Source organism: Citrobacter sp. W9 (assembly GCF_026719375.1).
Classification (GTDB): Bacteria; Pseudomonadota; Gammaproteobacteria; order Enterobacterales; family Enterobacteriaceae; genus Citrobacter; species Citrobacter werkmanii.
In genome coordinates this window covers 187,821-203,159 of record NZ_JAPPTE010000002.1, presented here as the reverse complement: position 1 = coordinate 203,159, position 15,339 = coordinate 187,821, and the positions used below count along the sequence as shown (strand labels likewise).

Annotated in this window: 12 protein-coding genes; all 12 read left to right on the top strand. The window is 44.5% G+C overall.

Annotated elements, in window-relative coordinates:
• Nucleotides 1-9: 9 nt before the first annotated feature.
• The gene (gene cpsG / locus OOJ59_RS05740) at nucleotides 10-1,380 is read left to right on the top strand and encodes a colanic acid biosynthesis phosphomannomutase CpsG (RefSeq protein ID WP_160956065.1); all 1,371 of its coding nucleotides are present in this window, start codon (nucleotides 10-12) and stop codon (nucleotides 1,378-1,380) included.
• Between the two features lie 54 nt (nucleotides 1,381-1,434).
• On the top strand, nucleotides 1,435-2,829 hold the full coding sequence (gene wcaJ / locus OOJ59_RS05735) for an undecaprenyl-phosphate glucose phosphotransferase (protein ID WP_038641768.1): 1,395 nt from the start codon (nucleotides 1,435-1,437) through the stop codon (nucleotides 2,827-2,829).
• A gap of 1 nt (nucleotide 2,830) precedes the next feature.
• Nucleotides 2,831-4,309 (top strand): MOP flippase family protein, encoded by a 1,479-nt coding sequence (locus tag OOJ59_RS05730; protein WP_160956066.1) that lies wholly within the window; start codon nucleotides 2,831-2,833, stop codon nucleotides 4,307-4,309.
• Nucleotides 4,310-4,332: 23 nt separating this feature from the next.
• Nucleotides 4,333-5,613, top strand: a complete 1,281-nt coding sequence (gene wcaK / locus OOJ59_RS05725) for a colanic acid biosynthesis pyruvyl transferase WcaK (RefSeq protein WP_069323499.1) — start codon at nucleotides 4,333-4,335, stop codon at nucleotides 5,611-5,613.
• The gene (gene wcaL, locus OOJ59_RS05720; protein WP_193157084.1) at nucleotides 5,610-6,830 is read left to right on the top strand and encodes a colanic acid biosynthesis glycosyltransferase WcaL; all 1,221 of its coding nucleotides are present in this window, start codon (nucleotides 5,610-5,612) and stop codon (nucleotides 6,828-6,830) included. The genes wcaK and wcaL overlap by 4 nt, the downstream gene beginning before the upstream one ends.
• Nucleotides 6,831-6,841: 11 nt before the next feature.
• A complete protein-coding gene (gene wcaM, locus OOJ59_RS05715; RefSeq protein ID WP_193157083.1) occupies nucleotides 6,842-8,236 on the top strand; it encodes a colanic acid biosynthesis protein WcaM in 1,395 nt (464 codons plus the stop codon).
• A 165-nt stretch (nucleotides 8,237-8,401) separates the two neighbouring features.
• The gene (galF, locus tag OOJ59_RS05710; RefSeq protein WP_087855963.1) at nucleotides 8,402-9,295 is read left to right on the top strand and encodes a UTP--glucose-1-phosphate uridylyltransferase GalF; all 894 of its coding nucleotides are present in this window, start codon (nucleotides 8,402-8,404) and stop codon (nucleotides 9,293-9,295) included.
• Between the two features lie 363 nt (nucleotides 9,296-9,658).
• Nucleotides 9,659-10,657, top strand: coding sequence for a glycosyltransferase family 2 protein (locus OOJ59_RS05705; protein WP_159120951.1), 999 nt, complete (start codon nucleotides 9,659-9,661; stop codon nucleotides 10,655-10,657).
• A complete protein-coding gene (locus tag OOJ59_RS28175) occupies nucleotides 10,654-11,631 on the top strand; it encodes an EpsG family protein (protein WP_159120950.1) in 978 nt (325 codons plus the stop codon). Before OOJ59_RS05705 ends, OOJ59_RS28175 begins: the two co-directional genes overlap by 4 nt.
• 14 nt (nucleotides 11,632-11,645) lie before the next feature.
• Nucleotides 11,646-12,869 (top strand): glycosyltransferase, encoded by a 1,224-nt coding sequence (locus OOJ59_RS05700; RefSeq protein ID WP_193157082.1) that lies wholly within the window; start codon nucleotides 11,646-11,648, stop codon nucleotides 12,867-12,869.
• 53 nt (nucleotides 12,870-12,922) lie between these two features.
• Complete coding sequence (locus OOJ59_RS05695; protein ID WP_226809228.1) at nucleotides 12,923-14,197, top strand: O-antigen translocase; 1,275 nt, start codon at nucleotides 12,923-12,925, stop codon at nucleotides 14,195-14,197.
• Nucleotides 14,198-14,303: 106 nt separating this feature from the next.
• Nucleotides 14,304-15,338, top strand: a complete 1,035-nt coding sequence (gene fnlA, locus OOJ59_RS05690) for a UDP-N-acetylglucosamine 4,6-dehydratase/5-epimerase (RefSeq protein WP_159120948.1) — start codon at nucleotides 14,304-14,306, stop codon at nucleotides 15,336-15,338.
• Nucleotide 15,339: the final 1 nt, after the last annotated feature.

Sequence of the window (15,339 nt, the reverse complement as noted above, 5' to 3'; positions counted from 1 at the left end):
GGGTAAATCATGACAAAACTGACCTGTTTTAAAGCGTATGACATCCGCGGCCGACTGGGCGAAGAGTTAAATGAAGAGATTGCGTGGCGTATTGGCCGCGCTTACGGCGAGTTTCTGCAGCCGAAAACCATCGTCCTCGGCGGCGATGTTCGCCTGACCAGCGAGGCGCTGAAGCTGGCACTGGCGAAAGGCCTGCAGGATGCAGGGGTGGATGTGCTGGATATTGGCATGTCGGGCACCGAAGAGATTTATTTCGCCACTTTCCATCTTGGCGTTGATGGCGGCATTGAAGTGACCGCCAGCCATAATCCGCTGGATTACAACGGCATGAAGCTGGTGCGGGAAGGGGCGCGGCCCATCAGCGGCGATACCGGTCTGCGCGACGTGCAGCGTCTGGCGGAAGCGAATGACTTCCCGGCGGTTGATGAGAGCAGACGAGGCCGCTACCAGCGGATCAATCCTCGCGATGCCTACATCGACCACCTGCTGGGTTATATCAATCCCGGCAACCTGAAACCGATGAAGCTGGTGCTCAATTCCGGTAACGGCGCGGCAGGCCCGGTGGTGGACGCCATTGAAGCCCGTTTTAAGACGCTGGGTGTGCCGGTCGAGTTCATCAAAATTCACAACACGCCGGATGGCAATTTCCCCAACGGTATTCCCAATCCTCTGCTGCCGGAGTGCCGGGCAGACACGCGTAACGCGGTGATTGCACACGGTGCGGATATGGGGATTGCCTTTGACGGGGATTTTGACCGCTGCTTCCTGTTTGATGAAAAAGGCCAGTTTATAGAAGGGTACTACATTGTCGGTCTGCTGGCGGAAGCGTTTCTGGAGAAGAATCCGGGGGCGAAAATTATCCACGACCCGCGCCTGTCCTGGAACACCGTGGATGTGGTGACGGCGGCAGGCGGTAAACCGGTGATGTCAAAAACCGGACACGCGTTTATTAAAGAGCGGATGCGCCATGAAGATGCCATTTACGGCGGCGAGATGAGCGCGCATCACTATTTCCGCGATTTTGCGTACTGTGACAGCGGGATGATCCCGTGGCTGCTGGTGGCGGAGCTGCTGTGTCTGAAAGGACAGTCGCTGGGTGAACTGGTCCGTGACCGGATGGCGGCATATCCGGCGAGTGGAGAAATAAACAGCACGCTGGCGGAGCCAACGGCAGCGATAGCGCGGGTGGAGCAGCACTTTTCCCGGGAAGCGCTGACGGTGGACAGAACGGATGGCATCAGCATGTCGTTTGTCGACTGGCGTTTCAATTTACGCTCTTCCAATACCGAACCGGTGGTGCGCCTGAACGTGGAATCGCGCGGAGATATCCCGTTGATGGAAGCGCGAACGCGCACTCTTCTGGCGTTGCTGAATCAGTAATGCCGGTGCTTCCTTTGCCCGGTTATGGGCCAAAGGCGACTAACAGGAACCACGATGACACATCTAAAGAAGCGCGAACGCGCCAAAACCAATGCGTCGTTAATTTCGATGGTGCAACGTTTTTCGGATATCACCATCATGTTTGGCGGGCTATGGGTAATCTGCGAATTAAGCGGTTTGCCTTTCCTGTACATGCACCTGCTGGTGGCGTTGATCACGCTGGTGGTTTTTCAGATGCTCGGCGGGATAACGGATTTTTATCGCTCATGGCGCGGCGTCAAAATATCCACTGAGCTGGTGCTGTTGCTGCAAAACTGGACGTTGAGCCTGATTTTTAGCGCAGGTTTAATTGCCTTTAATAACGATTTCGATAACCGTCTTGCGGTCTGGCTGGCGTGGTATCTGCTGTCAAGCGTGGGTCTGGTGTTGAGCCGTTCGTTTATTCGCTACGGTGCGGGATGGCTGCGTAATCGCGGTTACAACACCCGCCGGGTAGCGGTGGCAGGCAACCTGCCCGCAGGGCAAATGCTACTGGACAGCTTTCGCCATGAACCGTGGCTGGGGTTTGAAGTAGCCGGTGTCTATCACGATCCTGTTCCAGGGAAAAACTCCCGCGACTGGGCCGGGAATCTGCAACAACTGGTGGATGACGCTAAAGCTTCACGCATTCATAACGTCTATATCGCCATGTCGATGAACGATGGTGCCAGTGTGAAAAAACTGGTGCGCGATCTGGCCGACACGACCTGCTCAGTGATCCTCATCCCCGATGTCTTTACCTTCAACATCCTGCATTCACGGATTGAAGAGATGAACGGTGTTCCGGTGGTGCCGCTGTATGACACGCCGCTCTCGGGCATTAACCGTCTGTTGAAGCGTGCGGAAGATATCGTGCTGGCCTCGCTGATCCTGCTGCTGATTTCCCCGGTGCTGTGTGGCATTGCGTTACTGGTGAAACTGACCTCAAAAGGACCGGTAATTTTCCGCCAGACCCGTTACGGCATGGATGGGAAGCCGATCAAAGTCTGGAAGTTTCGTTCAATGAAAGTGATGGAAAACGACGCGGTGGTGACGCAGGCGACGCAAAACGACCCACGCGTGACGCCGGTGGGGAATTTTCTGCGCCGGACGTCGCTGGATGAGTTACCGCAGTTTATTAACGTGCTGACGGGAGGGATGTCTATCGTCGGGCCACGTCCGCACGCGGTGGCGCATAACGAACAGTACCGCCAACTGATTGAGGGTTACATGTTACGTCATAAGGTGAAGCCGGGCATTACCGGTTGGGCGCAAATCAACGGCTGGCGGGGGGAAACCGATACGCTGGAAAAAATGGAAAAACGTGTGGAATTTGACCTCGAATATATTCGCGAGTGGAGCTTATGGTTCGATATCAAAATTGTTTTTCTGACGATATTTAAAGGCTTTGTGAACAAAGCGGCGTATTAACATGAGTTTACGAGAAAAAACGCTGAATGGCGCGAAGTGGTCGGCAATTGCCACGGTGATCATTATTGGCCTCGGACTTATCCAGATGACCGTCCTGGCGCGGATTATTGATAATCACCAGTTCGGGTTGTTAACCGTGGCGCTGGTGATCATTGCCCTGGCCGACACGTTGTCTGACTTTGGCATTGCCAACTCCATTATTCAGCGCAAAGAGATTGGCTACCTTGAACTGACCACCTTGTACTGGCTCAATGTCGGACTCGGTATTGTGGTATGCGTGACGATGTTTCTGCTTAGCGAGACAATTGCCAGCGTACTCAATAACCCCGAACTGGCTCCGCTCATCAAAACGTTATCACTGGCGTTTGTGGTGATACCGCACGGCCAGCAGTTTCGCGCGCTGATGCAAAAAGAACTGGCCTTTAACAAAATCGGCATGATTGAGACCAGTTCGGTGCTGGCCGGCTTTACCTTTACCGTGGTGAGCGCCCATTTCTGGCCGCTCGCGCTGACGGCTATTCTTGGGTATCTGGTGAACAGTACGCTACGTACGCTGTTGTTCGGCTATTTTGGTCGCCAGATTTACCGTCCGGGGCTGCATTTCTCGCTGGCTTCTGTTTCGTCAAACCTACGTTTCGGCGCATGGCTGACGGCGGATAGCATTATTAATTATATCAATACCAATCTTTCTACGCTGGTGCTGGCCAGAACGTTGGGGGCAAGCGTCGCGGGGGGATTCAATCTTGCCTGGAACGTGGCGGTTGTACCGCCAATCAAACTGAACCCGATCATTACCCGCGTTCTGTTTCCGGCGTTTGCCAAAATTCAGGACGACAGCGAAAAACTGCGGGTGAATTTTTACAAACTACTGTCGGTGGTCGGGATCATCAATTTTCCGGCGCTGCTGGGATTTATGGTGGTAGCGAACAATCTGGTGCCGCTGGTATTTGGCGAGAAGTGGAACGGTATCGTCCCCGTCCTGCAACTGTTGTGTATTGTCGGGCTATTGCGCTCTGTCGGGAACCCGATCGGTTCACTGCTGATGGCGAAGGCGCGGGTTGATATCAGCTTCAAATTCAATGTGTTCAAAACCTTTCTGTTTATTCCGGCCATTTTCATCGGTGGACATCTGGCGGGGGCGACAGGCGTGACGCTGGGCTTTTTGCTGGTTCAGGTGATTAACACCATCCTCAGTTATTTCGTGATGATCAAACCTGTTCTGGGTTCCAGCTACCGTCAGTACATGCTCAGTCTGTGGCTACCGTTGTATCTCTCCTTGCCAACCGTTGTTGTGAGCTATGTGCTGGGTTTTACCCTGCGCAACCAACTGCCGTTAAGCGCGGTGCTGGGGTTGCAAATCGCGGCGGGAACGCTGGCGTTTACGGTGATGATTGTGCTGTCGCGCCACCCACTGGTGGTGGAAATAAAACGCCAGCTCTGTCGCAGTGAAAAAATGAAAACCTTGCTCCGTGCAGGATAAGAACAACGCTTTAAGAGGTCATAATGAAACTATTAATTTTGGGCAACCATACCTGCGGGAACCGAGGGGATAGCGCTATTCTGCGCGGTTTGCTGGATGCCATTAACGCGCAGCGTCCCGAGACTGAAGTCGATGTTATGAGCCGCTACCCGGTAAGCTCCTCATGGTTACTCAATCGTCCGGTGATGGGCGATCCATTATATTCGCAGATGAAGCAACACAACAACGCCGCGGGCGTGATGGGTCGAGTGAAGAAGGTCTTGCGCCGTCGCTATCAGCACCAGGTGCTGCTCTCGCGCGTCACCGACTCTGGTAATCTGCGCAACATCGCTATCGCCCAAGGATTTACCGATTTTGTCCGTCTGTTGTCGCGCTATGACGCCATTATCCAGGTCGGCGGATCGTTTTTTGTTGATTTGTATGGCGTGCCGCAGTTCGAACATGCCCTGTGTTCATTTATGGCGAAAAAACCGCTGTACATGATTGGGCACAGCGTGGGGCCATTCCAGGATGAGCAGTTTAATCAACTGGCAAACTACGTTTTTGGCCACTGTAACGCGCTGATTTTGCGCGAATCCGTCAGTCTGGAACTAATGAAACGCAGCGCAATAACCACGGAAAAGGTTGAGGCAGGCGTGGATACCGCCTGGCTGGTCGACAATCATCATGAGGATTTTGAGCCAGGCTATGCCGTACAGCACTGGTTGCAAATGGTGGCAAAGCAGAAGACTGTGGCCATTACTTTGCGTGAGCTGGCGCCCTTTGATAAGCGTCTGGGGACGACGCAACAGGCTTATGAACAAGCCTTTGCCGGGGTAGTGAACCGCATTCTCGATGAAGGGTACCAGGTGATAGCGTTGTCAACCTGTACCGGTATCGATAGTTACAACAAAGATGACCGTATGGTGGCGTTGAACCTGCGTCAGCATGTTAACGACCCGGCCCGTTATCATGTGGTAATGGATGAACTCAACGACCTTGAGATGGGAAAAATTCTCGGGGCATGCGACCTGACGGTGGGCACTCGCCTGCACTCAGCTATCATTTCGATGAATTTTATGACGCCCGCCATCGCCATTAACTATGAGCATAAATCGGCAGGGATCATGCAGCAACTGGGGCTACCGGAGATGGCCGTCGATATACGCCATTTGCTGGATGGCAGCCTCGAGGGCAAAGTCGCCGATATTCTCGGACAGCTTCCTGACCTGAACATACGGGTAGGGGACGCGGTTATGCGTGAACGCGAACGTGGGGTGCGTATGGTGCAGTCGGTATTAACGCGCATTGAGGGGGAAAAATGAAGATTGGTTTTTTCCTGCTTAAATTTCCACTCTCCTCAGAGACCTTCGTATTAAATCAGATCACTGCGTTCATCGATATGGGCTATGAGGTGGAGATTGTCGCGATGCATAAGGGCGATCTTGAAAATACGCATGCCTCATTTAATACCTACCAATTGGGCGACAAAACGCGTTGGTTGCTGAATGAACCGGACGGCAAACTGGCAAAGCTCAAATTCAGGGCGGCTGCTGCATTGCAGGGCATCACCCGCGCAGCCACCTGGAAAGCACTGAATATCTCTCGCTATGGCGACGAGGCGCGCAATTTGATTTTGGCGGCTATTTGCGGTGGGAATCCGCAGGCATTTCAGGCGGATGTCTTTATTGCGCACTTTGGCCCGGCAGGCGTGACGGCTGCCAAACTGCGTGAGCTTGGAATGATCCGCGGGAAAATCGCCACGGTATTTCATGGTGTTGATGTTTCGCACCGGGATGTATTGGCCCGCTATACCTCCGAATATCAGCAGCTGTTTCAGCGCGGTGACTTGATGCTGCCCATCAGCAATCTCTGGGCCGGACGTTTGAAAAACATGGGATGTCCGCCGCAGAAAATTGCCGTCTCGCGTATGGGAATCGATATGACGCGCTTTACCCCGCGCCAACTGAAATCGCCAGCCGCGCCGTTGGAGATTATTTCTGTCGCGCGCTTAACCGAGAAAAAAGGGCTGCACGTCGCCATCGAAGCCTGTCGGCAGTTGAAAGAGCAGGGCATCTTATTTCGCTATCGCATTCTTGGCATTGGTCCCTGGGAACGTCGTCTGCGGACGCTGATCGAACAATACCAACTCGATGATGTGATTGAGATGCCCGGCTTTAAACCCAGTCATCAGGTGAAGGAGATGCTTGAGCAAGCAGATGTATTTCTGCTGCCTTCGATTACCGGCAGGGATGGCGATATGGAGGGGATCCCGGTAGCGCTGATGGAGGCGATGGCGGTGGGGATCCCGGTCATTTCGACGGTTCACAGCGGGATCCCTGAGCTGGTGGAGTCGGGTAAATCTGGCTGGCTGGCACCGGAAAACGATGCCCAGGCGTTGGCTGAACGGTTAGCTGCATTCAGCCTGCTCGACAGTGAACAGGTGCAGCCGATTGTGCAATGCGCGCGAGAAAAAATTGAAGCTGAATTTAATCAGTTAGCGATCAATAAACAGTTAGCCAGCCTGCTGCAAACGATGTAAATCGAGGTTGTATGTCAGAGAAAAAACTCTCACGTCGTAGTTTTCTGGCGGCAGGCTCTGCGCTTGTCGTGCTGCACTCTCCCATTAGCCGGGCGCTTGAATCATCTGGCAGCGTCAATATTCAGGATTACAACCCAAAGGATTGGGTCGCATCTTTCAGGCAGGCATTCACGGAAGGGCAAACGGTAGTCGTACCCGAAGGGCTGGAATGTAAGAATATCAATACTGCGATTGTTATTCCGCCAGGCAAAACGCTATCGGTGCAAGGCCGCATAAGCGGCAACGGGCGTGGGCGCTTTGTTCTGCAGGATGGATGCAAGGTCATGGGCGAGCAGGGCGGTAGCCTGAGGAACGTTACTCTCGATGTGCGGGGTTCGGACTGCGTGATAAAAGGGATTGCCATGAGTGGTTTTGCTCCGGTGACGCAAATCTACATTGGCGGCAAAACCTCAAGGCTGATGCGCAATCTGACGATCGATGATATTACCGTCACGCGCGCTAACTATGGGATCCTGCGTCAGGGCTTTCATAACCGCATGGACGGCGTAAAGATCGCGAACAGCCGTTTTAGCGATTTACAGGGTGACGCTATCGAGTGGAATGTGGCGATTAACGACAGCAATATCCTCATTTCTGACCATGTTATCGAACGTATCAACTGTACCAACGGCAATGTGAACTGGGGCATCGGTATCGGGCTGGCGGGGAGTACTTATGACAATAGCTATCCCGAGGAACTGGCGGTAAAAAACTTTGTGGTGGCGAACATCACCGGTTCCGACTGTCGACAGTTAGTCCATGTGGAGAACGGCAAACATTTTGTCATTCGTAATATTACTGCGCGAAATATCACTCCGGATTTCAGTAAGAAAGCGGGCATTGATAATGCAACGGTCGCGATTTATGGGTGTGATAATTTCGTTATTGATAATATCAATATGGAGAATAGCGCCGGTATGCTCATTGGCTATGGCGTCATCAAAGGACGATATTTATCCATTCCGCAAAACTTTAAATTAAATAATATTCATCTGGATAACTCAAAACTGGAATACAAATTACGCGGCATTCAGATATCCTCGGGCAATGCCACGTCATTTGTGGCCATCACTAATGTGGCGATGAAGCGCGCCACGCTGGAGTTGCACAACCAACCGCAACACCTTTTCTTACGTAACATCAAGGTTATGCAGCAATCCACGACGGGACCCGCGCTAAAGATGCATTTTGATCTGCGCCAGGATGTACGCGGAAAATTTATGGCTAAACAGGATACCTTGCTATCACTGGCGAATATCCATGCGGTAAACGAAACCGGGCAAAGTTCTGTTGACATTGACCGTATAAACCATCAGGTGGTTAATGTTGAAGCGGTGAATTTCCGACTACCGGGACAGGGGAGGTAACTTTGCGACCATTCCTGGCTCGAATTGAACCTACTTGAGCTTAAGATTACTGCATTCCGCAGATAAGCGGCGTAACATGCGCTGTATCGGTGAAATGTAATTCATACTGGCTAAAACAAGCTAAAAAGCTATAATTCAGCAACAATTGAATAGGTGAATGACTTAATGACTAATTTGAAAGCAGTTATTCCGGTAGCGGGCCTCGGGATGCACATGTTGCCTGCCACGAAGGCAATCCCTAAAGAGATGCTGCCGATCGTAGACAAGCCGATGATTCAATACATTGTCGACGAGATTGTAGCTGCTGGCATTAAAGAAATCGTTCTGGTAACGCATGCGTCAAAGAATGCAGTAGAAAACCACTTCGATACATCTTATGAACTCGAATCGTTGCTTGAGCAGCGCGTCAAGCGCCAGTTGCTGGCTGAAGTGCAGTCCATCTGTCCTCCAGGCGTGACTATCATGAACGTTCGCCAGGCGCAATTACTCGGTCTTGGTCATTCAATTCTTTGTGCTCGCCCAATTATCGGGGACAACCCGTTCGTCGTTGTATTACCGGACGTCGTTCTGGATACCGCAAGTGCGGACCCTCTGCGCTACAATCTTGCTGCCATGGTTGCTCGTTTTAATGAAACCGGGCGCAGTCAGGTGCTGGCTAAGCGTATGGATGGCGATCTGTCCGAGTATTCCGTTATTCAGACCAAAGAGCCTTTGGACAACGAAGGTAAAGTCAGCCGTATCATTGAATTCATTGAGAAACCAGATCAGCCGCAAACGCTGGATTCCGATCTGATGGCGGTAGGGCGCTATGTACTGTCTGCTGATATTTGGGCTGAATTAGAGCATACACAACCTGGCGCGTGGGGACGTATTCAGTTAACAGATGCGATTGCAGAACTGGCGAAAAAACAGTCTGTCGATGCCATGTTAATGACGGGCGACAGTTACGACTGCGGTAAAAAAATGGGTTATATGCAGGCGTTCGTTAAGTATGGTTTGCGTAATCTGAAGGAAGGGGCTAAGTTCCGCAAGAGCATCGAAAAGCTACTTAACGAGTAGAGTTTCACAGGACTTTGTGACGGTAAGCCAGAAAAAATACCGGCAGCTAACACCCCAACGCCTATGATTTATGCAGCGGAGTGTTACTGTCGTTTTTCATATTAAAAATAAAGAATTACAACGAGTTAACCTACTAAGTTTAATCTGTTTTTTGTTGGATTTTTTCTTGTTTCTGTAAGCATTTGGTAAGACAATTAGCGTTTGCGTCTCTGCCTGGATCGGCAGTTATCATCATCTTTGGGATCGAGTTAGTGCTCTGGTTGCTGTAAAGCCAGGGGCGGTAGCGTGCAAAATTGAGTATCGCCGTGCTTTACTATTTAAAGCCTGACATAATTTTAAGTACAAGTTGATAGGACATATTGTATGCAGGACATTGGATTTGATATCCCAGTTGCCCTCTTTATTTTCAAAAGAGAAGAAACTGTAATCAGGATATTAAAAATTCTAAAAACTATAAAACCTAAAAAAATATATTTAATCTCTGATAATGGAAGGGATGAAATAGAAAAGAAATTGGTTTCTGAAGTGCGTAATAATATCGAGCGTGCGATTTCATGGGATTGTGATGTTATAAAACGATATCAAGCTGAAAATGTAGGTGTATACGAAAATATCGCAGGTGGTGCTAAATGGGTTTTCGAACGTGAGGAGAAAGCAATATTTTTAGAGGACGATAATCTTCCTGAGAAAACATTTTTTCCATTCTGTGAAGAATTATTAAATAAATATAATGATGACCCACGTATATTATGGGTGTGTGGAAGTAATTATCTTGAGGAATGTAGTCCAGAGAATAATGCTGACTATATTTTTAGTAAAAATATGCTACCATGCGGATGGGCTTCATGGCGAGATAAATTCAACTCTTTCTACGATGGTGAGTTATCATTATACAGTAATGAAGCAAAGAGAATGCTAAAAGGACGATATATTAATAAAAAATTATATCGTCAGGATATGTATAATATCGAATATGAATTAGATTTTAAGAAACTGCATGGGCGATTTTACTCTTGGGACTATCAAATGTCATTCTCGTTACGTGTCCATGATGTCTATTCTATCATTCCAAAATATAATCAAATTAAAAATATCGGTGTGGATAATAATTCCACACATGGTGGGACGTCTCTAAGTAATGTTATGGTTGAGCGGTTTTGTGAACGAAAAACGAAAGAATTAAATTTTCCACTAACTCACCCCAAACATGTAGCAATCGATGAAAATATTGAAAGTGCTTTAACCGATATAATTATAGACCCCACCTTTTATACATTTAAATCCAGGCTAAGCAGACTAATACGGAATGTATTTCGATTGAATAAAACTATAAGTATAAAAAGTGCGATTACTAAAAAATGAATAAAAACTCTTCTTATTTTGATGTTTATATATTCTTTGTGTTTTTTATATTTTCCTGGGTTTTATATGGTGGTAATGTTTGGAATGGTGATCGGGAAGCATACGAATTATATTATGCAAGAGATGGTATTTCTCCATGGGGTGTAGAAATACTTTATGGTTACATAAATATTTTTTTTTACAATTCCGGGATATCATTCCAGAAATTCCAAGTTTTTATTTCATTTCTAACCCTTACTATAACTAGTATTTATTTAAAGAAAACGTCTGTATTTCTGGGTGTTTCTTTCTTATTTTATTTTATATTAATGTTTCCGCTTGATTATGTGCTCATGAGGACTAGCTTATCCTATGCTATTGTCTTAAACGCGTTTATTGCACTATCGCAAGGAAAACGGTTTCATTATGTAATTTTGATTTTTGTTGCTACGCTGATACACCAATCAGCTTTACTGTTCATGGTCTTTCTACTTGCAAATGATGGCTCTAAATTAAAAAACACTTATAACTATATAATCTATTCTATACTGTTGACAATTATATCACTTGCATTATCAAATTATAATTTTTTTGCAGCGAAGATCGTCGAGCATTTTTCATATTATCAAACCACCTGGAAAACAATTTTAAGTAGTATTGTTTATCATTCATTTTCTATTTATCTAATTGTTAAAAACTTTAATCGGAAAGGACCTGTTAATACATACGATGCCTTCATACGCAATCTAAATGTTGTGTCTTTATTACTTTTTTGCTTTTATTTCCAAGCGGATATATTTGTTAGGATATTTAGGTTGTTGGTCTTTATAAATATTATTTATTTAGTTCAAGGTATGTTTATAAATAAAAAAACAACTATTTATAGTCTAGTTTATGTACCAGTATACTCTATATATCTTATTTATTATTATATCTACCCAACTTTAGAGTATTCGCTATACCCTTTGTTAAAAGAGAATACAATTTTTAATTGACGTTGTTAGGTGATATGTTGAACATTATTTTTCTTGGTGGAATTCATACTGATTCGTTAGCGCGCTATATAAGGGATAACTCGATTGGACCTATGCAGAATGCTGCTGATGTATTACAGAAAAATTATATTTTAGGGCTGTCAAAAACAACAGCTATAAAAAATTTGGATATCGTTAATTTACCATATGTTGGTAGTTACCCACAGCATTTTAGAGATAACAAATTTAAAATTGTAGTAAGAAAAGAAAAAATATATAACATCTGCAATGTTCATAACTATTCATTCAATAATATAAAGGGTATAAAAAACTTAGCAAGATTTTGTATCTCCTTAAAAGGGATTAGGGAGATACATAAAGATAAAAATGAGTGCATTATCGTATGTTACTCAATGCACTTGCCATTTCTTCTTTCTTGCTATATAAATCGACTTTTAAATAAAAAAAATAAGTATTATGTCATAGTTCCTGACTTGCCAGAATATATGAGCGCAAGAGTTGGTTTAAGTAAAATATTTCACAATATTATCAATAAAATTTCATATCAGATTGTTAATAAGTCTAATGGGGCTGTGTTTATTACTTCTCAAATGGCCAAACGTTTTTCGCCAGAGCTTCAGCACGTTGTTATAGAAGGTATTTCACCGCACACCAGCCAATCGGAAAGCGTTCAGAATGATTGGTGGCCGGAGTACTTAGCAAAGAAAAAATATTTTCTCTATACAGGTACATTAGATAAAAGATATGGCATTAGGGATCTGATTGACTCATATATAAATGCATCTATTAAAGATAGTACTTTGGTTGTAGCTGGCGATGGTGATGATCGTGAATATGTTGAAAATATGTCTTTTCAGTATGCAAATATTAAATACATGGGACAATTGGAACATCATAAAGCCAAGATTCTGCAAACTAATGCTGAGTTGCTAATTAATCCACGAAGCAATGAGGGCGAGTTTACAAAATATTCATTCCCTTCAAAAGTTATTGAATATATGAATTCTGGTGTTCCAATTTTAATGTACAAATTAGACGGAATTCCTGAGTCCTACAATGATTTTTACTTTCACATAGTTTCAAAAAATGAATTGTCTAAAAAATTAAATGAAATTGCCGGGATGAATCGCGCTGAGCTGGAATTGATGGGGAAAAAAGCTAAGGCGTTTATTGCTGAGCAGGGAGAACCGGTCAGACAGGTAAGCAAGTTGGTTTCATTAATGCTCGGCAATAAATGATATGATATATCATTATTCGTCATGGAAAGTTTAAAACTCATGTCCAATTACAAATGAGCACTATTTTGGGAATAATAAAAGCTATTTTTCTGACCACTATATCTACGGTAGTGAAGGTTTTATCCGGAGTAATAATCAATAAGTTCATATCTTTATACATTGGGCCAAGTGGTTTAGCTATTATTGGGCAATTTCAAAACATATCAGGGATTATTCAAACAGTAGCTAGTGGTGGGTTGACCAATGGTGTAGTAAAATATACAGCAGAAAACTCATCCAAAAATAGTCTATGGAGTAGTGCTTTAAAAATAACAATGACTTTGTCTGCGCTTTCCGCAATTTGTCTGGTGCTATTTTCATATTATTTGTCTGAATATTTTCTGAATACTAGTAGCTATTATTATATATTTATTTTATTTGGGTTTACTATTTTCTTTTTTTCTATTAATCAATTGTTACTTGCAATAATTAGTGGCTTAAAAAGAATGCGCTTTTATATAGTAATAAATATCATACAAAGCGTTTATAGTTTAGTTTTTACCGCATTATTGATTTATTTTTTAAATCTCGATGGTGCTCTAATTGCAATGGTGACAAATCAGTCCATAGTGTTTTTTATACTACTATGGTTGCTAAGAAATGATAGTGATATAAAAATAGAGTATTTTAAAGAACGCTATAATGTTGATTATGGATTTAAACTTCTAAAATTCTCTATGATGACTATTGTCTCTGTTGTATGCTTACCTGTTTCATCTTTGGTTATCAGAAACTATATTGGTTCCCATCTCTCATGGGATTATGCTGGATACTGGCAGGCAATAAATTATATCTCGACAATGTACCTCTTGGTTATAACAACTGTGCTATCGGTTTACTATCTCCCACGCCTGTCTAGTATTTTTGATAAAAAATCATTAATTAATGAAATAACGAAAAACTCTATAGTACTTGTACCTTTAACAATGTTAGGTGCAGGCTTGATCTTTTTACTAAAAGACTGGATTGTATTACTATTATTTAGTAAAGACTTTGACAGTATGCTGATACTTTTAAAGTATCAACTGATTGGTGATGTCGTTAAAATAACTGCATGTTTGCTAAGTTATCTTATGCTGGCAAAAGCTATGACTAAAATATTTATTTATACGGAAATATTCTCTGCAATAAGCCTAACTATGTTATCTATTTATTTTCTTGATAACTATGGATTTATTGGCTTATCATATGCGTATTTAATTAATAATATCATATACTTTTGTGTGATTTTGTTTGTTGTTATAAAATATTTTTTAGATGGGAGGAATTTTATGGTGAACAGTATTTGATTTCACGCATCTTAAAAGCTTGATAGCTTAAGTTTTGAAATCAGTATTTTTTAGTTTTACAAAGTGGTTTTTTGAAATATACCATTAAATTAATCAAAGGTTTTCTATGTTTAAGAATAAAACACTCCTTATTACCGGCGGGACTGGTTCATTTGGGAATGCAGTGCTTCGCCGCTTCCTGGATACGGATATCGCAGAAATTCGGATTTTTAGCCGAGATGAGAAAAAACAAGATGATATGCGGAAAAAATATAATAATTCGAAGTTAAAGTTTTATATTGGCGATGTCCGTGACTATCAATCAATCTTAAATGCAACTCGTGGCGTAGATTTCCTGTACCATGCAGCGGCCTTGAAGCAAGTACCATCTTGTGAATTCCATCCCATGGAAGCAGTAAAAACGAACGTATTAGGTACCGAAAATGTACTCGAGGCTGCAATTGCAAATGGCGTAAAACGCGTTGTCTGCCTGAGTACAGATAAGGCAGTTTATCCTATCAATGCGATGGGGATTTCCAAAGCTATGATGGAGAAAGTCATCGTTGCCAAATCACGTAATGTTGATAAGACTAAAACCGTCATTTGTGGCACTCGTTATGGCAACGTTATGGCTTCACGCGGTTCAGTTATCCCATTATTTGTGGACTTAATTAAAGAGGGCAAACCTCTGACGATTACTGACCCGAATATGACACGTTTCATGATGACGTTGGATGATGCGGTTGATCTCGTATTATACGCTTTTGAACATGGCAATAATGGTGATATTTTTGTTCAAAAAGCACCAGCCGCAACAATTGAGACATTGGCTATTGCACTCAAAGAACTGATGGAGATTCCAGAACATCCTGTACATATTATTGGTACCCGCCACGGTGAAAAATTGTATGAAGCATTACTGAGCCGTGAAGAAATGGTCGCTGCCGAAGATATGGGTGAATATTACCGTGTTCCACCTGATCTTCGAGACCTCAATTATGGGAAATACGTAGAACAAGGCGATCAGCGAATTTCTCAAATTGAAGATTATAATTCACACAATACAGATCGTCTTGATGTAGAAGGTATGAAAAAATTATTGCTAAAACTGGCTTTTATTAGAGCCATTTGCGATAAAAAAGAATATCAACTGGATGAATAAT

Coding starts and splice junctions, on each gene's coding strand:
- cpsG (WP_160956065.1), top strand. CDS start 10: ATGACAAAACTGACCTGTTTTAAAGCGTATGACATCCGCGGCCGACTG.
- wcaJ (WP_038641768.1), top strand. CDS start 1,435: ATGACACATCTAAAGAAGCGCGAACGCGCCAAAACCAATGCGTCGTTA.
- OOJ59_RS05730 (WP_160956066.1), top strand. CDS start 2,831: ATGAGTTTACGAGAAAAAACGCTGAATGGCGCGAAGTGGTCGGCAATT.
- wcaK (WP_069323499.1), top strand. CDS start 4,333: ATGAAACTATTAATTTTGGGCAACCATACCTGCGGGAACCGAGGGGAT.
- wcaL (WP_193157084.1), top strand. CDS start 5,610: ATGAAGATTGGTTTTTTCCTGCTTAAATTTCCACTCTCCTCAGAGACC.
- wcaM (WP_193157083.1), top strand. CDS start 6,842: ATGTCAGAGAAAAAACTCTCACGTCGTAGTTTTCTGGCGGCAGGCTCT.
- galF (WP_087855963.1), top strand. CDS start 8,402: ATGACTAATTTGAAAGCAGTTATTCCGGTAGCGGGCCTCGGGATGCAC.
- OOJ59_RS05705 (WP_159120951.1), top strand. CDS start 9,659: ATGCAGGACATTGGATTTGATATCCCAGTTGCCCTCTTTATTTTCAAA.
- OOJ59_RS28175 (WP_159120950.1), top strand. CDS start 10,654: ATGAATAAAAACTCTTCTTATTTTGATGTTTATATATTCTTTGTGTTT.
- OOJ59_RS05700 (WP_193157082.1), top strand. CDS start 11,646: ATGTTGAACATTATTTTTCTTGGTGGAATTCATACTGATTCGTTAGCG.
- OOJ59_RS05695 (WP_226809228.1), top strand. CDS start 12,923: ATGAGCACTATTTTGGGAATAATAAAAGCTATTTTTCTGACCACTATA.
- fnlA (WP_159120948.1), top strand. CDS start 14,304: ATGTTTAAGAATAAAACACTCCTTATTACCGGCGGGACTGGTTCATTT.